The sequence below is a fragment of the Gordonia spumicola genome, assembly GCF_009932475.1.
Lineage (GTDB): Bacteria > Actinomycetota > Actinomycetes > Mycobacteriales > Mycobacteriaceae > Gordonia > Gordonia spumicola.
In genome coordinates this window covers 247071-272192 of sequence record NZ_BJOV01000003.1, presented here as the reverse complement: position 1 = coordinate 272192, position 25122 = coordinate 247071, and the positions used below count along the sequence as shown (strand labels likewise).

Annotated in this window: 24 protein-coding genes; 20 read left to right on the top strand and 4 right to left on the bottom strand. The window is 68.5% G+C overall.

Annotated features, from left to right (window positions below; genetic code table 11):
• Window positions 1-32: 32 nt before the first annotated feature.
• The 5 genes from GYB83_RS07355 to GYB83_RS07335 are packed head-to-tail and all read left to right on the top strand — an operon-like array spanning window position 33 to window position 6112.
• Window positions 33-1181 carry an acyl-CoA dehydrogenase family protein gene (locus GYB83_RS07355; protein ID WP_161894882.1) on the top strand — a complete coding sequence of 383 codons (1149 nt, stop codon included), beginning with the start codon at window positions 33-35 and terminating at the stop codon, window positions 1179-1181.
• The gene (locus tag GYB83_RS07350) at window positions 1178-1669 is read left to right on the top strand and encodes a MaoC family dehydratase (RefSeq protein WP_161894881.1); all 492 of its coding nucleotides are present in this window, start codon (window positions 1178-1180) and stop codon (window positions 1667-1669) included. Before GYB83_RS07355 ends, GYB83_RS07350 begins: the two co-directional genes overlap by 4 nt.
• 1 nt (window position 1670) lies before the next feature.
• Window positions 1671-2510, top strand: a complete 840-nt coding sequence (locus tag GYB83_RS07345; protein ID WP_161894880.1) for an HpcH/HpaI aldolase/citrate lyase family protein — start codon at window positions 1671-1673, stop codon at window positions 2508-2510.
• 27 nt (window positions 2511-2537) lie between these two features.
• On the top strand, window positions 2538-4184 hold the full coding sequence (locus GYB83_RS07340; protein WP_161894879.1) for an AMP-binding protein: 1647 nt from the start codon (window positions 2538-2540) through the stop codon (window positions 4182-4184).
• Window positions 4184-6112 (top strand): acetoacetate--CoA ligase, encoded by a 1929-nt coding sequence (locus GYB83_RS07335; protein WP_228461274.1) that lies wholly within the window; start codon window positions 4184-4186, stop codon window positions 6110-6112. Before GYB83_RS07340 ends, GYB83_RS07335 begins: the two co-directional genes overlap by 1 nt.
• 36 nt (window positions 6113-6148) lie before the next feature.
• On the opposite strand, the gene GYB83_RS07330 is transcribed toward GYB83_RS07335, so the two are convergent.
• Window positions 6149-7660, bottom strand: a complete 1512-nt coding sequence (locus tag GYB83_RS07330) for an HNH endonuclease signature motif containing protein (protein WP_161894877.1) — start codon at window positions 7658-7660, stop codon at window positions 6149-6151.
• A gap of 272 nt (window positions 7661-7932) precedes the next feature.
• On the opposite strand from GYB83_RS07330, the gene GYB83_RS07325 reads away from it, so the two are divergent.
• The 4 genes from GYB83_RS07325 to purH are packed head-to-tail and all read left to right on the top strand — an operon-like array spanning window position 7933 to window position 12532.
• Entirely contained in the window at window positions 7933-8931 is a 999-nt protein-coding gene (locus GYB83_RS07325; RefSeq protein WP_161894876.1) for a DUF5336 domain-containing protein, read from the top strand.
• A 22-nt stretch (window positions 8932-8953) separates the two neighbouring features.
• Window positions 8954-10327, top strand: a complete 1374-nt coding sequence (locus GYB83_RS07320; RefSeq protein ID WP_161894875.1) for a cell division protein PerM — start codon at window positions 8954-8956, stop codon at window positions 10325-10327.
• 10 nt (window positions 10328-10337) lie between these two features.
• Window positions 10338-10970 carry a phosphoribosylglycinamide formyltransferase gene (gene purN, locus GYB83_RS07315; RefSeq protein WP_228461272.1) on the top strand — a complete coding sequence of 211 codons (633 nt, stop codon included), beginning with the start codon at window positions 10338-10340 and terminating at the stop codon, window positions 10968-10970.
• A complete protein-coding gene (purH, locus tag GYB83_RS07310; RefSeq protein WP_161894873.1) occupies window positions 10967-12532 on the top strand; it encodes a bifunctional phosphoribosylaminoimidazolecarboxamide formyltransferase/IMP cyclohydrolase in 1566 nt (521 codons plus the stop codon). Before purN ends, purH begins: the two co-directional genes overlap by 4 nt.
• 55 nt (window positions 12533-12587) lie before the next feature.
• On the opposite strand, the gene GYB83_RS07305 is transcribed toward purH, so the two are convergent.
• From GYB83_RS07305 to GYB83_RS07295, 3 genes are read right to left on the bottom strand one after another with little or no spacing between them, the layout of a single operon-like run.
• Window positions 12588-13307, bottom strand: a complete 720-nt coding sequence (locus GYB83_RS07305) for a hypothetical protein (RefSeq protein WP_161894872.1) — start codon at window positions 13305-13307, stop codon at window positions 12588-12590.
• Window positions 13304-14221: an ABC transporter ATP-binding protein gene (locus GYB83_RS07300; RefSeq protein WP_161894871.1), complete on the bottom strand. Its 918-nt coding sequence runs from the start codon at window positions 14219-14221 to the stop codon at window positions 13304-13306. The genes GYB83_RS07305 and GYB83_RS07300 overlap by 4 nt, the downstream gene beginning before the upstream one ends.
• On the bottom strand, window positions 14218-14604 hold the full coding sequence (locus tag GYB83_RS07295) for a GntR family transcriptional regulator (protein WP_161894870.1): 387 nt from the start codon (window positions 14602-14604) through the stop codon (window positions 14218-14220). Before GYB83_RS07295 ends, GYB83_RS07300 begins: the two co-directional genes overlap by 4 nt.
• 95 nt (window positions 14605-14699) lie before the next feature.
• On the opposite strand from GYB83_RS07295, the gene GYB83_RS07290 reads away from it, so the two are divergent.
• The 11 genes from GYB83_RS07290 (at window position 14700) to GYB83_RS07240 (ending at window position 25033) form a co-directional block, all read left to right on the top strand.
• On the top strand, window positions 14700-15080 hold the full coding sequence (locus GYB83_RS07290) for a YchJ family protein (RefSeq protein ID WP_161894869.1): 381 nt from the start codon (window positions 14700-14702) through the stop codon (window positions 15078-15080).
• A gap of 84 nt (window positions 15081-15164) precedes the next feature.
• A complete protein-coding gene (locus tag GYB83_RS07285) occupies window positions 15165-15518 on the top strand; it encodes an ArsR/SmtB family transcription factor (RefSeq protein ID WP_161894868.1) in 354 nt (117 codons plus the stop codon).
• Window positions 15515-16006 carry an SRPBCC domain-containing protein gene (locus GYB83_RS07280; protein ID WP_161894867.1) on the top strand — a complete coding sequence of 164 codons (492 nt, stop codon included), beginning with the start codon at window positions 15515-15517 and terminating at the stop codon, window positions 16004-16006. The genes GYB83_RS07285 and GYB83_RS07280 overlap by 4 nt, the downstream gene beginning before the upstream one ends.
• A complete protein-coding gene (locus GYB83_RS07275) occupies window positions 16003-16572 on the top strand; it encodes a maleylpyruvate isomerase family mycothiol-dependent enzyme (protein ID WP_161894866.1) in 570 nt (189 codons plus the stop codon). Before GYB83_RS07280 ends, GYB83_RS07275 begins: the two co-directional genes overlap by 4 nt.
• 226 nt (window positions 16573-16798) lie before the next feature.
• Entirely contained in the window at window positions 16799-17650 is an 852-nt protein-coding gene (locus GYB83_RS07270; RefSeq protein ID WP_161894865.1) for an ABC transporter permease, read from the top strand.
• A 5-nt stretch (window positions 17651-17655) separates the two neighbouring features.
• Window positions 17656-18702 (top strand): taurine ABC transporter substrate-binding protein, encoded by a 1047-nt coding sequence (locus tag GYB83_RS07265; protein ID WP_161894864.1) that lies wholly within the window; start codon window positions 17656-17658, stop codon window positions 18700-18702.
• Window positions 18703-18715: 13 nt separating this feature from the next.
• Complete coding sequence (locus GYB83_RS07260; RefSeq protein WP_228461270.1) at window positions 18716-19507, top strand: ABC transporter ATP-binding protein; 792 nt, start codon at window positions 18716-18718, stop codon at window positions 19505-19507.
• A 25-nt stretch (window positions 19508-19532) separates the two neighbouring features.
• The gene (locus tag GYB83_RS07255; RefSeq protein WP_161894863.1) at window positions 19533-20483 is read left to right on the top strand and encodes a TauD/TfdA dioxygenase family protein; all 951 of its coding nucleotides are present in this window, start codon (window positions 19533-19535) and stop codon (window positions 20481-20483) included.
• A gap of 75 nt (window positions 20484-20558) precedes the next feature.
• Window positions 20559-21998: a magnesium chelatase ATPase subunit I gene (locus GYB83_RS07250; protein WP_186349737.1), complete on the top strand. Its 1440-nt coding sequence runs from the start codon at window positions 20559-20561 to the stop codon at window positions 21996-21998.
• Window positions 21988-23982 carry a VWA domain-containing protein gene (locus GYB83_RS07245; protein ID WP_161894861.1) on the top strand — a complete coding sequence of 665 codons (1995 nt, stop codon included), beginning with the start codon at window positions 21988-21990 and terminating at the stop codon, window positions 23980-23982. The genes GYB83_RS07250 and GYB83_RS07245 overlap by 11 nt, the downstream gene beginning before the upstream one ends.
• 226 nt (window positions 23983-24208) lie before the next feature.
• A complete protein-coding gene (locus GYB83_RS07240; protein WP_228461268.1) occupies window positions 24209-25033 on the top strand; it encodes an endonuclease/exonuclease/phosphatase family protein in 825 nt (274 codons plus the stop codon).
• The last annotated feature ends 89 nt before the right edge of the window (window positions 25034-25122 follow it).

Here is a 25122-nt window from a genome sequence, read left to right as displayed (position 1 = left end):
CGAACCAGCCGAATTGAGAAGAAGGAACTGACATGGAATTGACCCAGGAGTACACCGACCTCGTCGACAGTGTCCGGGACTTCGCGCAGGGTGTCGTCGCGCCGGTCGCGGCGCGGCACGACCGCGAGAAGACCTTCCCGTACGAGGTCGTCGCCAAGATGGGCGAGATGGGCCTGTTCGGCCTGCCGTTCTCGGAGGAGTTCGGCGGCATGGGCGGCGACTACTTCGCGTTAGCCCTCGCGTTGGAGGAGCTCGGCAAGGTGGACCAGTCGGTCGCCATCACGCTGGAGGCCGGTGTCGGTCTCGGCGCGATGCCGATCTACCGGTTCGGCACGCAGGAGCAGAAGGAGCGGTACCTTCCCGACCTGCTCGCCGGAAAGGCGCTCGCCGGCTTCGGCCTCACCGAGCCGGGTGCGGGCTCCGATGCGGGCGCGACGGCCACGACCGCCCGCGACGAGGGCTCCGAGTGGGTCATCAACGGCGGCAAGCAGTTCATCACCAATTCGGGCACCGACATCACCTCGCTCGTCACCGTCACCGCGGTGACCGGTGAGAAGGCAGGCGGCCGCAAGGAGATCTCGACGATCATCGTGCCCGCGGGGACGCCGGGCTTCACCGCGGAACCCGCCTACGACAAGGTCGGCTGGCACGCGTCCGACACGCATCCGCTGAGTTTCGACGACGTCCACGTCCCGCGCGAAAACCTGCTCGGCGAACGCGGTCGCGGCTACGCGAACTTCCTGTCGATCCTCGACGAGGGACGCATCGCCATCGCGGGCCTCGCGACGGGTGTCGCACAGGGCTGCGTCGACGAGTCGATCAAGTACGCGCGGGACCGCAAGTCGTTCGGCAAGTCGATAGCCGAGTACCAGTCGGTGTCGTTCGCGATCGCCCGCATGGAGGCGCGCGCTCACGTCGCCCGCATGGCGTACTACGACGCCGCGGCCCGCATGCTCGCGGGCAAGCCGTTCAAGAAGGAGGCGTCGATCGCGAAGATGGTGTCGAGCGAGGCCGCGATGGACAACGCCCGCATGGCGACGCAGATCCACGGCGGCTACGGCTTCATGAACGAGTACCCGGTCGCCCGCCACTACCGCGACTCGAAGATCCTCGAGATCGGCGAGGGCACCACCGAGGTCCAGCTCATGCTGATCGCCCGCGCGCTGGGACTGCCGGCGTGAGCGCGGGCGGCAAACGCGTCTCCCAGCGCGGACTGTGGTTCGAGGAGTTCGAGGTCGGGACCGTCTACGAGCACAAGCCCGGACGGACCGTGACCGAAGCCGACAACGTGCTGTTCACGACGTTGACGATGAACACCCAGGCGCTCCATCTCGACGCCGCGTGGTCGGCGCAGCAGCCGGGATTCGGCGGACAGCGGCTGATCAACTCGATGTTCACGCTGTCGACGATCGTCGGGCTGTCGGTGTCGCAGCTGACGCAGGGGACGCTCGTGGCGAACCTCGGTTTCAGCGACATCGCCTTTCCCCATCCGCTGTTCGCCGGGGACACGCTGTATGCGGAGACCGAGTGCACGGGCAAACGCGAGTCGTCGTCGCGCCCCGGTGAAGGCATTGTTCAGATCACGCACATCGGCCGCAACCAAGACGGTGTCATAGTGGCGAAGGCGTCGCGTTCGACGCTCGTCCGACTCGCACCGAGAGAGAGCTGACATGGCAGTCGAATCGTGGACCCCGGCCGGTCCGGCGCTGTTGTTCTGCCCGGCCGATCGGCCCGAGCGGTATCTGAAGGCGCTCGACCGCGCCGACATGGTGATCCTCGACCTGGAGGACGCCGTCGCACCGGTCAACAAGGCCGCCGCACGGGAGGCGCTGATCGCCAACCCGATCGCGGCCGATCGCGTGATCGTGCGGGTGAACCCGGCGGGCACCGACGATCACGAGCTCGATCTCGCCGCCGTGCAGGCGACGCCGTACCGCGTCCTGATGCAGGCCAAGGTCGAGGACCCGTCGCAGCTCGCGGCGCATCATCTGCCGACGATCGCACTCATCGAGACGCCGAAGGGAGCGCTCCGTGTCGAGGAGATCGTCGCCGCGCCCAACTGCGTCGGGCTCATGTGGGGTGCGGAGGACCTCGTCGCCGGACTCGGTGGGACGTCGAGCCGATTCGGCGACGATGAGCCGTACGCGGGCGAGTACCGGGACGTGGCCCGTCACGTGCGGTCGCGGGTGCGGCTGGCCGCGGGCGCGTACGGCAAGGCCGCGATCGACGCGGTCCACATCGACATCGCCGACGTCGACGGCCTCGTCGCCGAGGTCCGCGACGCGGTCGCGCTCGGCTACACGGCCACCGCCTGCATCCACCCGTCGCAGGCCGCGCACATCCGCGAGGGCTACGCCCCGGCGGCAGAGACCGTCGAGTGGGCGCGACGCGTGCTGGAGACCGCTGTCGACTACGACGGCGGCGTGTTCGCGCTCGACGGCCAGATGATCGACGGCCCGGTCCTGGCACAGGCCCGAGCCGTCATGTCCCGCGCGGGCGCCACCCGCTGATCCCCACCCCATCACCCGGAGGAACTCATGGCTGAGCAGGCGTACACCGACACCGACTCCTACGCGCGCGGCGAATCCGAACCCGCGTTGCTGACCACCACCATCGGCGCGACCCTCGCTGCGACGGCCGAGAAGTTCCCGGACGCCGTCGCACTGATCGACGCAGCGATCGACCGGACGTGGACGTACCGCGAGTTTCGGCGGGACGTGCGGGCGCTGGCCGCGGGACTGCTGCGTCTGGGCGTCGCTGCGGGAGACCGGATCGGGCTGTGGTCACCCAATCGATTCGAATGGGTGCTGACCCAGTTCGCGGCGGCCGAGATCGGCGCGATCCTCGTCGTGATCAACCCGTCGTACCGTCGACACGAGCTCGCGTACGTGCTGGTGCAGTCGGGGACGACAGTCGTGCTCGCGGCGGAGCGGTTCCGCGACTCCGAGTACGCGGAGATGCTGAACGACGTGCGCGACCAGGCTCCGGACCTGCGACAGGTGGTCCTGTTCGAGTCGGGCGACTTCACGGAGCTGCTCGCCGAGCCGACGGCCGACGAACTCGCCGCCGTCGACGCGATCGCGGCGGGTCTGCGCGCCGACGACCCGATCAACATCCAGTACACGTCGGGCACCACCGGGTCGCCCAAGGGCGTGACCCTCTCGCACACGAACATCGGCAACAACGGCTTCCTCGTCGGTGAGCTCGTCAACTACACCGAAGCCGACCGGATCTGCCTCCCGGTGCCGTTCTATCACTGCTTCGGCATGGTGATGGGCAACCTCGCGGCCATCTCGCACGGCAGCGCGATGGTGATCCCCGGTCCGGCGTTCGACCCGTCGACGGCGCTCGCCGCCGTCGAGAAGTACCGGTGCACCAGCCTGTACGGCGTGCCGACGATGTTCATCGCGGAGTTGGCGCTGCTCGATGCCGGCGCGTCGTACGATCTGTCGTCCCTGCGGACGGGCATCATGGCGGGCTCGCCGTGCCCGGAGGCGGTGATGCGTCGAGTGATCGACGAGATGAACATGTCGGAGGTGTCCATCTGCTACGGCATGACCGAGACCAGTCCGGTGTCCACGCAGACCCGGTCCGACGACGCCCTCGACCTGCGTGTCGGCACGGTCGGCCGGGTGGGTCCGCATCTGGAGATCAAGATCGTCGACCCGGGGACCGGCGACGTGCTCCCGCGCGGCGAGGCGGGCGAGTTCTGCACCCGCGGCTACTCGGTGATGTCCGGCTACTGGAATCAGCCGGAGAAGACGGCCGAGGCCCTCGACGCCGACGGATGGATGCACACGGGCGACATCGCGGTCATGGGCGACGACGGCTACGTCCGCATCACCGGCCGCATCAAGGACATGGTGATCCGCGGCGGCGAGAACATCTATCCGCGCGAGATCGAAGAGTTCCTGTACACCCATCCCGACATCGTCGACGCCCAGGTCATCGGGGTCCCCGACGAGAAGTACGGGGAGGAGTTGATGGCGTGGATCCAGGTGCGCGACGGTGCGTCGCCGCTGGACGCCGACGCGATCCGCGAGTTCGCCGGCGGTCACATCTCGCGCCACAAGATCCCGAAGTACGTCCATGTGGTGGACGCGTTCCCGATGACCGTCACCGGAAAGGTCCGCAAAGTGGAGATGCGCGCGAAGTCGATCGAGTTCCTGGGGCTCGACAAGTGATGCAGTCGCAGATCGCGCGGTTCGCCGCGTCGTACGGGGCCGCGGCCGGACGCGACCTGACCGACTACCCGGCGCTGTGGCAGCAGTCGGTCGACGACCTGCCCGGCTTCTGGCGGGCGGTGTGGAACCATTTCGACCTCGACGCGATCGCCGCGTCCCCGCTGGGTGACGGGGACGCCGCGGTGCTCGCCGACCGGTCGATGCCCGGCGCGCAGTGGTTTCCCGGCGTCGAGCTGAACTACGTCGACGCGGTGCTCGCCCACTCGACTCTGCCGGGTGCGGCGATCGTCGGCATCGCCGAGGACGGTTCACGCACCGAGATCATGTGGGCCGAGCTGCCCGGGCTCGTCGGAGCGCTCGCGCGGACGTTGGCCGACGCCGGAGTCGGACGCGGCGACGTCGTCGCAGGCTATCTGCCGGATGTGCCGGAGACGGTGATCGCGTTCCTGGCGACGGCGTCCCTGGGGGCCGTGTGGTCGGGGTGCGGTCAGGACTACGCACCCGAGGGCGCGGCGGGTCGCATGGCCCAGTTGAATCCGACGGTCCTCGTCTCGTCGTCCGGATATCGCTACAACGGCAAGGACGTCGATCGTCGCGCCGAGTCCGTGGAACTGGCCCGCCTGCTCGGGGTGACGACTCACATCATGGTCGGCGAGGCCGTCGACGCCGTGCTGTCGTGGGCGGACGCGACCGCCCGACCTGCATCGGCGGAACCGGTCAAGGTGCCGTTCGACCACCCGCTGTGGGTGCTGTTCTCGTCCGGCACCACGGGCAAGCCGAAGGGCATCGTCCACGGCCACGGGGGCGTGGTCCTCGAACACCTGAAATCCGCGGGCCTGCACGGCGACCTCGGACCCGACTCCGTCTTCTTCTGGCAGACCGCACTGAGCTGGATGATGTGGAACTTCCAGGCGGCGGGCCTGCTCGTCGGTGCGCGGATAGTCACCTACAGCGGGTCTCCGTTGTATCCGGACGCCGACACGTTGTGGCGGATCGTCGCGGACGAGAAGGTGACGTACTTCGGCACCAGCCCGGGACAGCTGCAGGCGTCCCGGAAGGCGGGCCTGCACCCTGGTGACGACCACGACCTCTCGGCCCTGCGGACGCTCGGCAGCACCGGGTCGACGCTGGCCGCCGACCTCTTCACCTGGGTCGACGACAATGTGGCCGCGGGTCTGCCGATCTCGTCCATCAGTGGCGGAACCGACGTCGTGTCGGCCTTCGCGGGCGGTTCGACCGGTGTGACGGTGGTGGCCGGTGAACTCTCCGTCCGCTATCTCGGCTGCAATCTGCAGAGCTGGACCCCGCAGGCCCAGCCGTTGATCGGCGACGTCGGCGAGATGGTGATCACCGAGCCGATGCCGTCGATGCCCGTCTCGTTCTGGAACGACGCCGACGGCGAGCGGTATCGCGCGGCGTACTTCGCCCATCAGTGGGACGCGGACGACGCGCCCGTCGTGTGGCGGCACGGCGACTGGGTGACGGTCACCGACCGCGGTTCGCTGGTGATCCACGGGCGAAGCGACGCGACGCTCAATCGCAACGGCATCCGCATGGGCTCCGCCGACATCTACGAAGTGGTCGAGGGGATCGATGAGATCGCCGAGGCGTTCGTCCTCGGCGTCGACGGGCCCGGCGGCGAGTACTGGATGCCGCTGTTCGTGACGCTCGTTCCCGGAGCCGAACTGAGTGATCAACTCGTCTCGCGTATCGCGTCCCAGGTGAAGAGCCGACTGTCCGCCAGGCACGTTCCCGACGAAGTGATCCTCGCCCCCGGCATCCCGCACACCCGCACCGGCAAGAAACTCGAGGTCCCGGTGACCGCGATCCTCGCGGGCCGCACCGAGGTGAACATCGATCCGAAGTCGGTCGACGACTACTCCCTCATCGACTGGTACGCCGAACAGGGTCGCCGCCACCGCGCCTGACCGGTCGGGCATGACGGTGTCCCCGCCTGACCTGTCTCAGGCGGGGTGCCGCACCACGTCCGTCCCCGGCGGGACGGGCGGACCCGGTGGCGGGGCCGGAATCCGGCAGGACAGCCACTTTTCGACGGCCGATCCGGACTCGGTGACCCGATCGCCGTACGTGGGGAGGATCTTCTCCGGCTGCAACGCGTGGTTGACCTTCCACGGCTCGTTCGAGCCGGTGGGCCGCCATCCGACCCGGCCTGTGAAGGGACCGGTCTGCAGGATGGTGGTCTCCCATCCACCGGGTGTGGTCGAGACCGACCTGTTGTGGCCGCCGCACGCCCCACCGAGATGATCCACATCGGTCGGACCGCCGTCTTGCCAGTCCGGCATGTGATGGGCCTGGGTCCGCGACCACGGGACGGTGCATCCGGGCGCGGTGCAGCCGCGATCGCGGCCGAACAACGCCAGCCGCTGAGCCCGGGACGCCAGGCGTTTGCCGCGCCCGAGGTACAGGATCTGTGCTGAGGCGGTGGCGAACACTTCCAGCCACGGGGTCGCGTCGCCGGCGATCTCGACGAGGTCCTTGACCGGCAGACGAGTCCCGGTCGCGGTGGTCGCGACACCCGAGCGGGATTCGAGATCATCCAGCGACGCGGTCACCACCAGCTGCGACGACAGGGAGGCACCCTCGCCCAGACCGCCATTGGCGATCAGGAACGTCCACATCGCCTCCAACGCATCGTGATTGCGCTGCGACTGCGAACGAGTGTCCCGCTCGGCGGCCGCAGCGAGCGCCTCGGGGTCGACATTGGCCGATGATCCGGACGGGGACTGCTCGTCGTCGGGATTGTTCATCCCCGGTGCCGCCCACAATACGAGCAGTGCCTCAAGCTTGGCGCGTGCCGCCGGAGTCAATTTCGCGCTGATCGCCGACATGAGCCGCCGATCCTGCGGAGCGAGAGTCACGCCACGACTCCGGGCTCGGTCGGTGTCGTCGGTCAACTCACCGTCGGGATCGAGGTGAGCCAGAATCCGCTTGCCCGCGGTCCGGGTCTGTTCGGGAGTCAACGTCCGAGCCACGCCGGCGAGTTCGGCTTCGGCGCGGCCCTTCACATCGGCGGGGATCGCCGCCGGGATCGCGTCGATGACGTCGACGATCTCCGCAACATGGTCGAGGGAGAGGTCGCCGTCGGCTACGGCGTCGGCGGTGGCCGGGAGGCTCGGCTCGAGTGGTTCGCCGGAGAAGGCGACCAGTGAGCTCAGGCTTAACGCCGCGTCGGTGCGCTGTTTGCGGGCCCGCGCCGACAGTCGAAGCTGACCTTCGAGGTACTTGCCGGGCATCTGCGATCCCAACTCGCGGTACGCACCGCGCTGAGACACCTCGGCGAACAGCCGCGCATCCACACCGACACCACGACGATTGGACCGCTCATTGACCTCGGAGGCCACGAGCAGCTCCCGGTCGGACAACCCGGCCAGCGACACCACCGCGAGCTTCTGCGCGACCTGATCCTGCAACCGCACGAGATCCAGCGCATTATCGGGCAGTTCGATGTTCGTCATGGTGTCCACCTCCTCCGCCGGGTTGTCTGCTTCTTTCGGTATCTCCACGCTACTCTGATATGTCTAAAATCACAATAGTCTCGTATATAGTTTCGATTAGGCCGCCAACGATGGACTTCCGCACTCGCTTGCGCTACCTGCGAAACCACGACGTCGTCCGATCGACCGACTCGTCGGGGGAACGGTGCCGGACCCTCTCAGCGTCCGTGTATTAGCGTGGAGTCCGTTCGTCGGAACAGCCGATGATGCGAACTCGACGCGAGGAGCGACACATGACCTACCCGCAGTCAGGCGGCTACGGCTACGGCTACGGCCAGGATCCCCAGGCGGCACAGAACCAGCAGTACGGTCAGCAGCAGTACGGCCAGCAGGGCTACGACGCGACGCAGGGCCAGTACGGCCAGCAGGCGCAGTACGGTCAGCAGCAGTACGGGCAGCAGGCGGCCGCGCAGGACCCGTACGGTCAGCAGCCCGCAGGTCAGGACCCCTACGGTCAGCAGCAGGCACAGTACGGTTACGGCGCTCCGGCTCCCGCCGGCCAGGGCCTCCCCGCCAACACACCCACCATCCTCGCGGGCGTCATCGGCGGCCTTGGCGTCATCACGCTGTTCTGCGGATTCCTGGCCGGCGCCAAGTACGACGGCGCCTACCTGTCCACCTCGTCAAAGTTGTTCGAGTCGGCTTTCGTCGGTCCGTACGTGCTGCTCGCAGTCGCTGGCCTGATCGCGCTCGTCACATTCGTTCTCGGCACGGAGAAGTGGGCGGTCGGATCGGTCTTCGCGCTCACGGTGGTGAGCGCGCTCGTCACGATCTTCCAGTTCGCAACCGCGGATGCCGACAACGGCGCGGGCGCCATCGTCCTCCTCATCACGTCGATCCTGTCGGCGATCGCCGCGGTCGTGTGGCTGTTGGTCGAGGGCGGTCAGATCAAGACCGCTCCGGCGGATGCGACGGCTGCCGCCGCGGCGTCGTCGGCGGGCTACTCCGCACCGGCGGCCGACGCCTACGGCGCCCAGCAGGCGGCGCAGCCGCAGGCCCAGGCGGGACAGCCGCAGGCCCAGTCGTCGAGCTACGGGTATGGCTACGGCCAGCAGGGCGCCGCGCAGGCTCAGCCCGAGGCGCAGAACTACAACGCCGCGACGCAGGCTGTCTCCACCGGCCAGCAGGCCGCGTCGGGGTACGGCCAGTCGGACGTGAACGCGACCACCGCGTTCGTCAAGCCGAACACCGATCCGGGCGCGGCTGCGACCCCGCAGTCCGAACAGCAGTAACGATCACCACCGCCGCGACCGCGTGAGCCCGTCGTCGAACTCCCTGGCAGCCCGCCTCAGGCAGGTGCGCCTGGATCGTCGTGCCGGTGGCGTCCCCCGCAAGGCCGCCACCTGGGATCTCGTCAAGGTCGCGTTGGTGTCGCCGATGATCACCGTGGTCACGATCGCGGTGATCATCGGCCTCATCCGACTGCTGGCGGGCGACGGACTGTCCGGCATCGGCTCGGCGACCGCGGCGGGCTGGCTCGCCGTCAATCAGGTGCCGATCACGATCGGCGGCATCACCCTCGGGGTGCTTCCGCTTCTGCCGACCCTGCTGGCGATGGCGGCCACCGCGAAACTCGTCGCCGAGGGCGCGGCGACGGCCCGTGCACTGCCCGACCTGATCGGCATCGTCTCGGCGGCGCTCGGCGGCGGTCTGCTTGTCACGGCCTTGTCCCTCGCGGTGGTGGCCGACGGGTCGGCCACCACGCCCATCGAGGCGCCCGATCCGCTGCTCGCATTCGGATACACCCTCTTCGTCCAGGGTGTCGCGGTCCTCGTCGGCGTCGCGATCCCCAGCCTCACGCCGATCCTCGCCGAATTCGCAGTGCCCGCCACCGAGCGGGTCGGCGCGCGCGGCGGCCTCATCGCGTTCGGCGTTCTCATCGCGGGCGGAGCCGTGGTCGTGTTCGGCGGGCTGGTCGCCCATTGGGGAGCGGTCGGGAGCATGATCGCCGACGGCAACACCGTCGACGGCTACCTCGGTCTGGCCGGACTGTCGATCCTCTACCTGCCGAACGTCATCGTCGGAGCCACCGCGGTCAGCACCGGTGCGAGTGCGCAGATCGGCACCACCGTCGTCGACGCGTTCGACGTCTCCCGGGGAGCCGTCCCGCCGCTGCCCGTGACCGCGGTCGTCCCGCAGGTCGGCGCCGGAGCACTCGGATGGTTCCTCTTCCTGATCCCGCTCGCCGCTGGTCTGCTCCTGGGCTGGTTCTGCCGGAGTGACGATCCGCTCAAGCATCTGCGCGCCGTCGGGATCGGCGCGGCGGTCGCCGCCGCACTGATCGTCGTGTTCGCGTGGACGGCGGGCGGGCGACTGGGGGAGCTCGGTCACACCGGTGTCAGCGTTCCGACCACAGGCGTCTACACGTTCGCATGGCTCGCCCTCGGCGGTCTGCTCGTCGTGGCCGTCGTCTGGCTGGCCGACGGCGGTCTGACGGGCCGGAGCAAGTCCGCGGAGGCCGTCGGCGACGATCTCGACGACTGGTTCGACACCCCCGAGTCGGACGCCGACGACATCACGTCCGACGACGCCGACGACGTCCCGGCCGGGGATGTTCCCGACGGCGAGCCGGACGACGACTCGGACACCGTCGATCCCGACGACCACGTGGTCCGCGACACGCCTTAAACTCGTGACTGTGACAGGCCCTCAGGACTCCGTTCGCCCCGGCAAGGCGCCCGTCGTGGTCCTCGCGTCCGGAACCGGATCGCTGTTCGCCTCGATCATCGAGTACTCGGCAGGTCCCGACGCGGCATTCACCGTGGTCGGCGCGGTCGTCGACCGGCCGTGCGCCGCCGTCGACATCGCCGCGGCCGCGGGTGTCCCGGTCGTCGAATGCGTGCTCAAAGACCATCCCGACCGCGCCGCGTGGGACGTCGCGCTCACCGAGACCGTCGCGGGCTTCGCGCCCGAGTGGGTCGTCACCGCGGGTTTCATGAAGATCCTCGGCTCAGCGTTCCTCGGCCGTTTCGGCGGGACCGTCGTCAACTCCCACCCAGCCCTGCTGCCGGCGTTCCCCGGTGCGCACGGCGTCGCCGACGCGCTCGCGTACGGCGTCAAAGTCACCGGGACCACCGTCCACCTCGTCGACGGCGGCGTGGACACCGGCCCGATCCTGGCCCAACGGGTCGTCGAGATCACCCCCGACGACACCGAGGCCACCCTGCACGAACGCATCAAAACCGTCGAGCGCGCTCTGCTTCCAGAAGTGGTGGACGCGCTCGCCGCCCGTGGCGTTGTCACCGATGGACGAAAGGCACACCTCAAGTGAACGCAACTGCAGATCGTCGCGCCGTCAAGCGCGCCCTGGTCAGCGTCTACGACAAGACCGGACTCGCCGAGCTCGCGACCGCACTGCATGCGGCGGGTGTCGAGATCGTGTCGACCGGCTCCACAGCCAAGACGATCGCGGGTGCGGGCGTCCCGGTCATCGAGGTCAGCGAGCTGACCGGCTTCCCCGAATGCCTCGAGGGCCGCGTCAAGACGCTGCACCCGCGTGTCCACGCGGGCGTCCTCGCCGACACCCGCAAGGACGATCACCTCCGTCAGCTCGACGAACTCGGCATCGCCCCGTTCGAGCTGGTCGTGGTGAACCTCTACCCGTTCACCGAGACCGTCGCGTCGGGCGCCACGCCCGACGAGTGCGTCGAGCAGATCGACATCGGCGGCCCGTCGATGGTGCGTGCCGCCGCCAAGAACCATCCGTCTGTCGGCGTCGTCGTCGATCCGTCCGACTACGCGCGGGTCACCGAGGCCGTCGCCGCGGGTGGTTTCACCCTCTCCGAGCGCAAGGCACTCGCCGCGAAGGCGTTCCGCCACACCGCCGACTACGACGTGGCCGTCGCATCGTGGATGAGCAGCGTCGTCGCACCCGATGAGACGTCGAACTTCCCGGTGTGGGCGGGCGCGACGTGGGAGCGCGCCGACGTGCTTCGGTACGGAGAGAACCCGCACCAGGCGGCCGCGCTCTACACCTCGACCAACGGCCCGGCGGGGCTGGCGCAGGCGGAGCAGCTGCACGGCAAGGCCATGTCGTTCAACAACTTCACCGACGGTGACGCCGCGTGGCGTGCCGCGTACGACCACACCGACCCCGCGGTCGCGATCATCAAGCACGCCAACCCGTGCGGCATCGCGGTCGGCTCGGACATCGCCGAGGCTCATCGGCGGGCGCACGCATGCGATCCGGTGAGCGCCTACGGTGGCGTGATCGCCGCGAACCGCGAGGTCAGCGTCGAGATGGCGGAGCAGGTCGCCGACATCTTCACCGAGGTGATCATCGCCCCGTCGTACGCCGACGGAGCCGTCGAGGTCCTGTCGCGGAAGAAGAACGTCCGCATCCTCGTCGCCGACGCACCCACCGCCAAGGGCGCGGAGATCCGCCCGGTGTCGGGCGGCATCCTGTTGCAGGACCGCGACGTCATCGACGCCGAAGGCGACGATCCCGCCAACTGGACGCTCGCCACCGGCGACGCCGCCGACGAGCAGACCCTCGCCGACCTGGTCTTCGCGTGGCGCGCGTGCCGTGCGGTCAAGTCGAACGCCATCCTGCTGGCCTCCGACGGCGCGTCCGTCGGCGTCGGCATGGGCCAGGTGAACCGCGTCGACTCGGCACACCTTGCCGTGAACCGCGCCGGTGACCGCGCCAAGGGATCGGTCGGAGCGTCCGACGCCTTCTTCCCGTTCCCCGACGGTCTGCAGGTGCTGCTCGACGCAGGCGTCCGAGCCGTCGTCCAGCCCGGTGGGTCGATCCGCGACAACGAGGTCATCGAGGCCGCGAAAGCCGCGGGCGTCACCATGTACCTCACCGGTTCGCGCCACTTCGCGCACTGATCGACCCTTCGACTCCGGCCCGGAGTCGAAGGGTCGATTGTCGTGCACCGCGTGGCTACGGGATCGCGCGGCGGATCGTCAGGTACGAGACGCCCGCGAGCACGGCGTCCACGGCGAGGAACAACCCGGCCACATCGATGGGCGCCAGGTCGACGATCCAGCGTCCGAACGCGGGCCATTCGCCTGCCCAACTCAGCGCCAGGGCGGTCAGCACGATCACGACGGCGATTCCGACACCCGTCGACAGCAGCCCGATCAGATTGAACCGCTTGTACAGCGTCGCCGCCCAGAATCCGACGGTGAACGCGAACATCGCGATCGTGAAATACAGCGCCAGCGCCACGACCGGTCCCTGCTCCCAGATCCACGGCAGGTAGAAAAAGTACGCGTCGAAGCCCCAGCCGTCGGTCGCGCGTTCGATGCCGCCGCCCGCGAGGAATGCCGCGGTCAGCGTCAGCGACGTGAGGATCGCGGTCGCGTACGTCCCGAAGAAGAACTCGCGTCGGCTGATGCTCAGGGCCTGGGCGAACGGGAACGTGAACGAGAGCGCCTGCACGCCCACGACGAGGAAGTACCAGAGCGGAGCCTGCGATCCGCCGCCGTACATGGGCTCGGTGCGGTCGCTCACCGAGTACGCGATCACGCCGTAGACCATCATCGTGATGGCGAACGAGCTCGCCAGGATCAGCAGCGGCATCCAGACGAACGTCTGCTTGTTGATCAACTGCATGCGGATCACCTTGCCGGTCCGCAGCGCGGGGGTCGCGGTGGTCATCGGAGTGCTCCTTCTCGTGTCTGGGCGGTGCGGGACGTGTCGGCGCGCTGCGTGAATCGGACGATGAGCTCCTGCAACGACACCGGTGCGGTGGTGAGGTTCGCCTCGCCGAGGCGTCGCAGATCGTCGACGTCGAGCGAGCCGAGCACCGTCGACGACGCGACGGATCCGAGACGTTCGCGATGCAGTTCCTCGCGTCCGGCGATGAACGTGTCGACGGCGCGTTCCGGTCCGACGACGGTGAACGCGCGTCCGCGCAGGTCGTCGGCGTTCTCGTCGAGGACGATCTCGCCGTCGTCGACCACGAGGACCCGTTCGATGAGGTCGGAGATCTCGTCGATCAAGTGGCTCGACAGGACAACGGTGCGCGGGTGCTCCGCGTAGTCGGCGAGCAGGCGGTCGTAGAAGATCTGCCGGGCGACGGCGTCCAACCCGAGGTACGGCTCGTCGAAGAACGTGACCTCTGCGCGCGAGGCGAGACCGATGATGACGCCGACGGCCGACAGCTGGCCCCGGGAGAGTTTCTTGATCCGCGTCTTGCACGGCAGCCGGAACTCGTCGATGAGCTGGTGGGCGAGCTCGTCGTTCCAGTTGGGGAAGAAGAGCTTCGCCGCGGCGAACGCATGGAACGGCCTGGCGTCCTCCGGATACTTCTGGCTCTCGCGGACGAAGCACAGTCGGGACAGGACGTCGGTGTTCTCGTAGGGGGACCGGCCGAAGATCCTGGCCTCGCCCGAGGTGGCGAAGTTCTGCGCGGTCAAGATCGACATGAGGGTGGTCTTGCCCGCGCCGTTGCGGCCGAAGAGGCCGCAGATGGTGCCGGTCGGGATGTCGAAGTCGACCGACTTGAGGACGGTGGTGTCGCCGTAGCGCTTGGTGAGTCCGCGTGCGCTGACGGCCGGTGTGTTCGTCATGTCGGGTCTCCTTCGTCGATGAGGTCGCGGGGTGCACGGTCGTGGATCAGGGCGACGAGGTCGTCCGGGGCGAGTCCGAGGCGACGGGCCTCGCCGAGCAGCGGTTCGATGAACCGATCGGCGAACGCCTCCTGCCGTTCGTGGCGGAGGGCGTCGCGTGCGCCGGTGGCGACGAACATTCCGACGCCGCGTCGTTTGTAGAGGATTCCCTTGTCTACCAGCATGTTCACGCCTTTCGCTGCGGTGGCCGGATTGATGCGGTGGAAGGCCGCGAGTTCGTTGGTCGACGGGGCGCGGGTCTCCTCCGCGAGGGTTCCGTCGATGATCGAGTCGGCCATGCTGTCCGCGATCTGCTGGAAGAGGGCCCGTCCGTCGTCGATCATCAGGCGCCTCCTGTTATTTGGTTACTTACTTGACTAACTAACCATTGCACCGGGTGTCGCGCCTGTCAAGGGGTCGCACATGTCAGGGTGGACGCGTGGACGAACGACGATGCCCGTGCGGCAGTGGCGAGAACCTCGCCGCGTGCTGCGGCCGATACCTGTCCGGCGGGTCGGCGCCGACCGCGGAAGCCCTGATGAGGAGCCGATTCACCGCCTTCGCAGTCGGCGATCGCCGGTACCTGCTCGACACCTGGCATCCGTCGACTCGTCCGTCGTCGTTGGATCTCGACGACGGAACGTGCTGGCTGCACCTGACGATCGTCGACATCGTCGACGGTTCGCCGTTCCACTCATCGGGCGTCGTCGAGTTCACCGCGGTGTATCGCGACGCCGACGGGCGCGGTGCGATGACCGAACGCAGCACGTTCGAGCGTGTCGACGGGCGGTGGCTCTATGTGTCTGGAGTGCACCGCTGACGCTTTCTCAACCAAGTGGTTGACAACGGCTTGGAAGAGGCGTGTACTAGTTATCAACCGGATGGTTGAACAAGGAGGTCGGTGATGCCGGATGATCAGCTCTCGCGAGTGTTCTCGGCCCTCGCCGATCCGACCCGACGCGACATGATCGCCCGGTTGACCACGGCCGACGCCACGGTGAACGAACTGGCTGAGCCGTACGACGTGAGCCTGCAGGCGGTGTCCAAGCATCTGAGGGTGCTCGAGGACGCAGGTCTGGTGACTCGCACCCGCGACGCTCAGCGTCGACCCGTCCACCTGGAGGCGGAGGTGTTCGATCTCATGACCAAGTGGATCGAGCGCTATCGGCGGCAGGCGGAGGCGAGGTATCAGCGGTTGGACGCACTGCTCGCGGAGATGAACCCACAGACCGACTCGTCAGAGGAGAACGCATCATGACCACCACCGCTCAGGCCGCCATCGAGGCCGACGAGAACCTGCCCCTCATCCGCATCACGCGCGACTTCGTCGGCACCCCCGCGCAACTGCGTGCCGCGCACCTCGACCCTGACCTGTTCGCCCGGTGGGTCGGGCCGGACGGGATGGACACCCGGATCGTCGTGTGGGATGCACGAGACGGCGGAGAATGGCGCTACGTCGCAGGTAGGGACGGCGAAGAGTACGGATTCCGGGGATGCTTCCACCGTATCGGCGACGACACGATCGTCCAGACCTTCACCTTCGAAGGCATGCCGGAGGACGTCTCCCTCGAAACGCTGCGCTTCGAGGATCTCGGCGACGGGCGTACTCGTCTCCACGCGCAGTCGTTGGTCGACAGCTTCGAGGGCCGCGACGCCTGGCTGGCCTCGGGTATGGAAGTCGGCGTCGATCAGGGGTACGCCAAGCTCGACGCCCTGCTCTCCGCTGGAGAGGTGGAGGGCGCATGAGCGCCCTGTCCACCGCGGCGCCCGCCGACCGTCACCGCACGATCGCCGCGGGTTTCGCCGCGGAGATCGCCGCGACGGCCGACTGGGACGCCCCGGCTCCCGTCGACGGATGGACGGCCCGCGATGTGGTCCGCCATCTCATCGACTGGTTCCCGTCGTTCCTGGAGGCCGGGGGAGTGGCGCTGCCCGCCGTCGGCTCCGTCGACGACGACCCGGCCGCCGCATGGTCCGAGCGTGCGGCCGCGGTCCAGGCGATCCTCGAATCCGATTCCGCGGCGGGCGATTTCACTCACCCCTACCTGGGCACGATGCCGCTGCAACAGATCATCGACCAGTTCTACAGCGGTGACGTCTTCATGCACACGTGGGACCTGGCCCAGGCGGGCGGACGACGCCCGGCCCTCGACCCGGACTTCGCGGCGGGCATCCTCTCCGGCCTGAGTCAGATGGAGGACGTCCTGCGTAGTTCGGGCCAGTACGGTCCGGCGTTCCCGACACCCGACGCCGCCGACCCGGTCGTCTCCCTCGCCGCCTTCATCGGCCGTGATCCGCATTTCGCTTCCTGACATCGGTCCAGGGATCGAGTTCCAGTGGCATATTGCCGCTGGGATCTCCTGATTCGACCGATCTTTGACGTCGCCGCTGGTGGCGGCGGATCGAGTGCACGGCATGCGGCGTGTGTAGACGAGGACGCATACTCGACGAAACCCGGTTTCACGAAGACGGCGGGGTCTTAACTCCGCGGAGATTTGAACGCTGGGCGCGCGACGCGGGGTGCGTCATTCTCGTCGGGTGAGTACAACGCAGATCGTCGCCGAGGTCGACGACGACACCACCGAACCGCGGGGATCGTGGCGGCATCCCGCGGTCGTGAAGTTCGGGTTGCCGGTGCTGTCGGCGGCCCTGTTCGCCGCCGTGTGGCAGGTCGCGGCCTCGTCCGGGATATGGTCGGCGACCTTCGTCCCGAGCATCGGTTCCATCTGGAAGGCGTTCGTCGACATGTCGACGACGCACGACGGAGTCCGCGGCTACGGCGGGTACCTCCTGTGGGAGCACCTGTACATGACGCTTCGCCGCGTCCTGTTCGGTGTGACCGTCGGCGTGGTCGCGGGCGTGGCGCTCGGCCTGGCGATGGGAGTCGTCCCGTGGTTCCGCGCGCTCGTCGAACCGTGGCTCACCTTCCTGCGGGCCCTCCCGCCGCTGGCGTACTTCTTCCTCCTGGTGATCTGGCTCGGCATCGACGAGGCGCCCAAGGTGACGCTCCTGGCCCTCGCGGCCCTGCCGCCCGCGGCGGTCGCGACGACGTCGGCGGTGGCCGCGACGCCGATCGCGTTCGTCGAGGCGTCGAAGGCGCTCGGCGCGAATCGTCTGCAGGTGTTGCGCGACGTGGTGATCCCGTCGGCGCTCCCCGAGACGTTCACCGGCATCCGGCTGTCGGTCGGCATCGCCTACTCGTCGGTCGTCGCGGCCGAACTGTTCAACGGCATCCCCGGCATCGGCGGCGTCGTCAAAGACGCCAGCAACTACAACAACACCCCCGCGGTCCTCGTCGGCATCCTCGCCATCGGGCTCTCCGGGCTGGTGATCGACGGACTCCTGCGCGTTATCGAACGACGCGCAGTCCCCTGGCGCGGAAAGGCGTGACAGATATGAGTAAGACAAGCTTCACAACGAAGCTCCTCGCAGCAGTGGTGGCCGTCGCGGCCGTCGCGGGACTGTCCGCCTGTGCGGTGGGAGACGGCACCGACTCGAGCAAGCCGACCATCCGGCTCGCGTACCAGTCGTTCCCCAGCGGCGACCTGATCGTCAAGAACAACCATTGGCTCGAGGACGCGCTGCCCGACTACAACATCGCGTGGACCAAGTTCGACTCCGGAGCCGACGTCAACACGGCGTTCGTGGCGGGCAAGATCGACTTCGGCGCCATCGGATCGAGCCCCGTGGCTCGCGGTCTGTCGGCTCCCCTGAACATCGACTACAAGGTGGCGTTCGTCCTCGACGTCGCCGGTGACAACGAGGCCCTCGTCGCCCGCAACGGCACCGATATCAACAGCGTCGCCGACCTCAAGGGCAAGCGGGTCGCCACCGCGTTCGCGTCGACCGCGCACTATTCGCTGCTGGCCGCGCTCCGCAACGCGGGCGTCGATCCGGCGTCCGTCGACCTGATCGACCTGCAGCCGCAGGCGTCACTCGCGGCCTGGCAGCGCGGCGACATCGACGCCGTCTACACCTGGCTCCCGACCCTCGACGAGCTCCGCAAGGACGGGAAGACGCTGATCACCAGCCGTGCGATCGCGACGGCCGGCAAGCCGACCCTTGACCTCGGCGTCGTGTCCGGAACGTTCGCGAAGGACCACCCCGAGGTCGTCGACACCTGGCGGAAGGTGCAGGCCCGCGCGCTGCGGCTCATCCACTCCGATCCGGCGGCCGCGGCGAAGGCCATCGCCGCGCAGCTCGGCACCACCGAAGAGGACGCGGCGGCGCAGCTCAAGCAGGGGACGTACCTGACGCCCGAGGAGATCGCCTCGCCGGAATGGCTCGGCACCGACGGCAAGCCCGGACGTCTCGCGTTCAACCTGTTCAGCGCCGCACAGTTCCTCGCCGAGCAGAAGCAGATCCCGGGCGCGCCGACCGAGCAGACGTTCGTCGACGGCCTGTACACGAGGGGACTGCCCGGTGCCTTCGCTGAAAAGTAGGGAGAAGGTCGCGGTGCCGGACCGACAGGAACCGGAGCCGCAGGCGGGCCGCGTGGAACTGCGCGGGGTCGAGCGACGGTTCGGCGCGGGTGCGGAGCGGATCACCGCGCTCGGCCCGATCGACCTCGACATCGCGCCCGGTGAGTTCCTGGTCCTCGTCGGAGCGTCCGGATCGGGCAAGTCGACGCTGCTCCGTCAGGTCGCCGGCTTCGACACCCCGACCCGCGGAACGGTCACCATCGACGGAGTCACCCCGCAGCCGGGGCGCACGGCGGGCGTCGTGTTCCAGCAGCCGCGACTGTTCCCGTGGCGGACGGTCCGAGGCAACGTCGATCTGGCCCTCGGCTATGCCGGAGTGCCACGGTCGCAGCGGCGCGCGAAGTCCGACGAGCTGTTGGAACGGGTGGGACTGGAAGGCACTGCCAAGCGTCGGGTGTGGGAGATCTCCGGCGGCCAGCAGCAGCGGGTCGCCATCGCCCGAGCCCTCGCCGTCGCGACGCCGGTCCTGCTGATGGACGAGCCGTTCGCCGCGCTCGACGCGCTGACTCGTGAGCGTCTGCAGGACGACGTCCGACTCGTCAGCGCGACCACCGGCCGCACGACGATCTTCGTCACCCACAGCGCGGAGGAGGCGGCGTTCCTCGGCACCCGCATCGTGGTGCTGTCCAAGCGGCCCGGGCAGGTCGTCGCCGACATCGCGTCGCCGCTGGCCCGCGACGCCGACCCCGAACACATCCGCGAATCCCTCGAGTTCGCCGCGCTGCGCGGCGAGATCTCGACGGCAGTCAAAGACGCAGCGCAGTAGCTCCCATCTCGAAAGGAACCCCGTCATGACCTTCTCGATCACCACCGCTGCGAACCACATCTCCGCGGGCGTCGAATTCGGCGTCACTCAAATCGGCCCGACGCACGGCGCACGGATCTCCGGCTTCGACATCGCCGCCGCGTCCGACTCCCAGATCGCGGCCCTTCGCGTCGCACTCGCCGAACACAAGGTGCTCGTGCTGTCCGGCCAGGACATCGACGACGCCGAGCACATCCGCTTCGCCGCCCGCATCGGCGACCTGACCGCCGGACATCCGGTGTGGGACAGCGGCGACGACCTGCCTGCCGAGGTGTACTCGCTCGACAGCACCGACAACGGTTTCGCCGACGTCTGGCACACCGACGTGACGTTCATGGCACGACCGCCTGCCGCGTCGATCCTGCGCCCGCTGGTGCTGCCGCAGGTCGGCGGCGACACCAACTGGGCCGACGGCGAGGCCGCGTACGCGTCGCTGTCGTCGCCGCTGCAGCGGCTGGCGGACGAACTCGTCGCCGTCCACGACGGCAACCGCGAATTCGGCTACTACCTGCGGCATCGGCGCGAGGGCAAGGGCAACGTGTGGGACGGCGAGGAGGTGACCGGTCTGCGTCCGGTCCGTCACCCGGTCGTGCGGATCCATCCGGTCACCGGCCGCAAGGCGCTGTTCGTGAATCCCGGTTTCACGTCGCACATCGCGGGCGTCTCGGAGGCCGAGAGCCGCGGCCTGCTCGACGCGTTCTACGCGCATCTCACCAAGCCCGAGCACATCGTCCGGCACACGTGGAGCCTCGGCGACGTGGTGCTGTGGGACAACCGCAGCACGGCGCACTATGCGAACCGGGACTACTCGCAGCGCCGCATCATGCACCGCGTGACGCTCCGTGGCGACCGGCCCGTCGGCCCGCAAGGGCAGGTGGAACCGTTCGGCGACGAGTCGGGGCACTGGTGGGCCGCCGAATCGTCGTCCGTCGGTTGAGCGCTTCCCGATCGTTGAGCGAGCGCAAGCCCGCTCAACGATCGGGGAGCAGCCTGGACGCGTAACGTGGATCACGTGGCAGACTCCACCAATCCTCCGACAATCCGCACCCTCGGCGAACTGCGTGCCTCCGACCATGTCGAACGCGACGTGCGCGACGAGATCCGGCACAACCTACTCGACGCCCTCCGCACGGGCGACGACCCGTGGCCCGGCGTGGTGGGCTTCGACGACACGGTCATCCCGCAGCTCGAACGTGCGCTGATCGCCGGGCATGACGTCGTCATGCTCGGCGAACGCGGCCAGGGCAAGACGCGCCTGCTGCGGACGCTCGTCGGGCTGCTCGACGAGTGGACACCCGTCATCGACGGGTCCGAACTCGACGAGCACCCGTACTCGCCGATCCTGCCGGAGTCGGTCCGGCGGGCGGACGAACTCGGCGACGACCTGCCGGTGGCGTGGCGTCACCGCAGCGATCGGTACCGGGAGAAGTTGGCGACGCCCGACACGTCGGTGGCCGATCTGGTCGGCGACATCGACCCGATGAAGGTGGCCGCGGGCCGGACCCTCGGCGACCCGGAGACGATCCACTTCGGGCTGATCCCGCGTTCGCACCGCGGCATCATCGCGATCAACGAGCTGCCCGACCTCGCCGAACGCATCCAGGTGTCGATGCTGAACGTGATGGAGGAGCGCGATGTCCAGGTTCGCGGGTACAGCCTGCGGCTTCCCCTCGACGTCCTCGTGACGGCGAGCGCGAACCCCGAGGACTACACCAACCGCGGACGCATCATCACTCCGTTGAAGGACCGGTTCGGCGCCGAGATCCGCACGCACTATCCGCTCGACCTGGACGATGAGATCGACGTCGTCGAGCAGGAGGCAGACCTCGTCGCGAGCGTCCCGACGCACCTCATCGAGACTCTCGCCCGCTTCACGCGGTACGCCCGCGAGCATCCATCGATCGACCAGCGGTCCGGCGTCTCGGCGCGGTTCTCCATCGCGGCCGCCGAGACCGTCGCCGCGGCGGCGTTGCATCGTGCGGCCGTGACCGGTGAGGAACTCGCCGTCGCCCGGCCCGTCGACCTGCAGTCGGTGATCGAGGTGCTGCGCGGCAAGATCGAGTTCGAGTCGGGCGAAGAGGGCCGTGAGCTGGAGATCCTCGACTACCTGCTGCGCAAGTCGGTGGCCGACGTCGTCCGCGCTCACCTCGGCGGTCTCGACATGCGCCCGCTCGTCACCGCGCTCGAAGCGGGCACGCCGATCCTCACCGGTGACCGGGTTCCCGCCGTCGACGTGCTGGGCGCACTCGGCGACGACGAGAGCGTGCTGACCGTCCTCGACGAGGTCGCGGCGCGCTTGGACGCCGACGACGACGCCGAGCGGGCGAGCGCCCTCGAACTCGCTCTCGAGGGCCTGTTCCTGGCTCGCCGCATCGGCAAGGACGCCGACGAGCACGGCCGCACGTCGTACTCCGTCGAACGCGACGACGAACTCGAAACCGATGGCGCGTAACCGTTTCCACCGTTCTCGGTACCGCCGGTACACCGGTGGGCCCGATCCGTTGGCTCCGCCGGTCGACCTGCGTGAGGCGCTGTCTGCGATCGGCGACGACGTGATGCAAGGGGTCTCGCCGGAGCGTGCGATGCGCGAGTTCCTGCGGCGCGGCGGATCGTCGACCCGCGGTCTCGACAGGTTGGCGGAGGAGGCCAACCGCAGGCGTCGCGAACTGCTGAAGAACCGCAACCTCGACGGCACGTTCGACGAGATCCGCGAACTCCTCGACTCGGCGGTCCTGAACGAGCGCAAGCAGCTGGCCCGAGACCTCGACGACGACGCGCGGTTCGCCGAGATGCAGATCGGCAACCTGCCTGCGTCGACCGCGAAGGCCGTGCAGGAGCTGTCCGACTACGACTGGCGCAGCCCGGAGGCCCGCGCGGACTACGAGAAGATCTCCGACCTTCTCGGACGTGAAGCGCTCGACCAGCGTTTCGCGGGCATGAAGGAGGCGCTGCAGGGTGCGACTCCGCAGGACCGTCAGCGGATCGCCGACATGCTCGCCGACCTCAACGAACTGCTCGACAAGCACAACGACGGGCGGGCGACGCAGGCCGACTTCGACGAGTTCATGAACGAGCACGGCGAGTTCTTTCCGGAAGGCCCGGAGACGATCGACGAGCTGATCGACGCTCTCGCCAAACGGTCGGCGGCGGCGCAGCAGTTCTTCAATTCGCTGACGCCGGAGCAGCAGGCCGAGCTGGCGGGCCTGTCACAGCAGGCGTTCGGCTCGCCCGAACTGATGAGCGCGCTGTCTCGGATGGACGACGCGCTCCGCCAGGCCAGACCCGACCTGAACTGGGACGGTTCGCAGGAGTTCTCCGGCGACCAGCCGATGGGCATGGGCGAGGGCGCGGCCGCTCTCCGCGACATCGCCGAGCTCGAGGAACTCGCCGAACAGCTGTCGCAGGGCTACGCCGGGGCGCAGATGGAGGACATCGACCTCGACGCACTCGCCCGCCAGCTCGGCGAGGACGCGGCAGTCGACGCGCGGACCCTCACCCGACTCGAGAAGGAGCTGCGTGATCAGGGCTTCTTCCGACGTGACGCGGACGGGTCGTTGAAGCTCAGCCCGAAGGCGATGCGCCGCCTGGGCCAGGCGATCCTGAAGGACGTCGCCGCGCAGTTGTCGTCGCGCGGCGGGGACAGGCGAGCGGATCTCGCCGGCCGTCTCGGCGAGCCGACCGGTGCGACGCGCGAATGGGCGTTCGGCGACACCGAGCCGTGGGACGTCACCCGTACGCTCACCAATGCCGTCCTGCGGACCGTCGGCGAGCAGGGCGATCCGTCGTCCGACACCCCGACTGCGCTCGGCACGAGTGTGCGGATCGATGTCCGCGACGTGGAGGTGACCGACACCGAGGCCCGGACACAGGCGGCCGTCGTGCTGCTCGTCGACACGTCGTTCTCGATGGTCATGGAGGGCCGCTGGACGCCGATGAAGCGGACCGCGCTCGCGTTGAATCAGCTGATCTCGACACGTTTCCGGTCCGACGAACTGCATCTGATCGAGTTCGGGCGGTTGGCCCGCGCGACGAGTGTCGACGAGCTGACCGGGCTCGAACCGAGGATGGAGCAGGGCACCAACCTGCACCATGCGCTGCTGCTCGCACATCGTCATCTCCGGCGGTTCCCGAATGCTCAACCGGTGCTGTTGATCGTGACGGACGGCGAGCCGACGGCACATCTGGAGCGCGGCGGCGAACCGTTCTTCTGGTACCCGCCGCATCCGGAGACCATCGGCAAGACGGTCCGCGAACTCGACCATCTGTCGCGGATGGGCACGCAGATCACGTTCTTCCGGCTCGGCGACGACCCGGGCCTCGCGAACTTCATCGACCGGATCGCCCGCCGTATCGGCGGGCGGGTGGTCGCGCCCGACCTGGACGGCCTCGGCGCCGCCGTCGTCGGCGACTATCTCCGCGCCCGCCGCTCACGCTGACGAGGCGTCATGGTGGTTGAGCCGACTCCGAGGCGCCAGCCGAGGCGTCGTGTCGAAACCTGGTGAGGTGCGCTGGAACGGGAGATTTCGGCACAATGAACGCATGCAGCGAATACTTCGCAATTGTCTTGTGGTGGTCGGGTCGGCGGCTCTGCTCGTCGCCGTGCTCGCGATCGCTGTCCGGTATTGACCCGGCGTTCACACACTGACGGCGGCGGCCGCCGCGGTGTCGCCGATCGTGGTCGCGGTCGCGATCGTCGTCGCCGGTGTCGGCGTGGCGGCCTGGGCGGGTCGGGCGCGGATTCTTGCGGGCGCGCTCACCGCGGTCGTGCTGGTGGCGGGACTGGTGCTGTACGTGCCGAGATTCGTCTCGTCGGGCAGACCGGCCGACGATGCGCTGACCGTCCTGACGTCGAACGTGATGCTCGGGCGGGCCGACGTCGACGCGATCGCCGCGTTGGTGCGCGACAACGACGTCGACGTGCTCGCGGTTCAGGAATTGACGGCCGAGGCCGCCGAGCGGATCGCGGCCTCGACGATCGCCTCCGACCTCCCGCACGCCTTCGTGCGGCCGGACGTCCTCGCGCAGGGCAGCGCCATCTACAGCAGGTTCCCCATGTCGTCGCATGCTCGGCTCGACGGATTCACGTTCGCGACGTTGACGGCGACCGTGGAGGCGCCGCGCCGCGGAGACGTCCAGGTGTTCGCGGTTCACCCGATTCCGCCGCCGCACGTCGTGCGCTGGGATTCCGAACTCGATCGGCTGGGGAACGCGATGCGTTCGGTGCGGGCCGAACGTCCGGTGATCGCCCTCGGCGACTTCAACTCCACCCTCGACCACCCGCAGTTCCGCCGACTGCTCACCGACGGGCTGCGCGACGCGGGTGCGCTCGCCGGTGCGGGCCTGATCCCGACGTACCCGACGGACAAGTGGTATCCGCCGGTCGTCGGGATCGATCACGTCGTCGTCCGAGGACTCGAGGCGTCGTCGGTGACGGCCCACGACATCCCCGGCTCCGATCATCGGGCCGTGCTGGCAGTCCTGGGGTGATCGTCTCGTCGATCACGCGCAACGGCCCCTGACCGGGGGCGACCGATCCCGATGCTCATCTCTGACGCTTTTCAATCTTGTTGAAACCG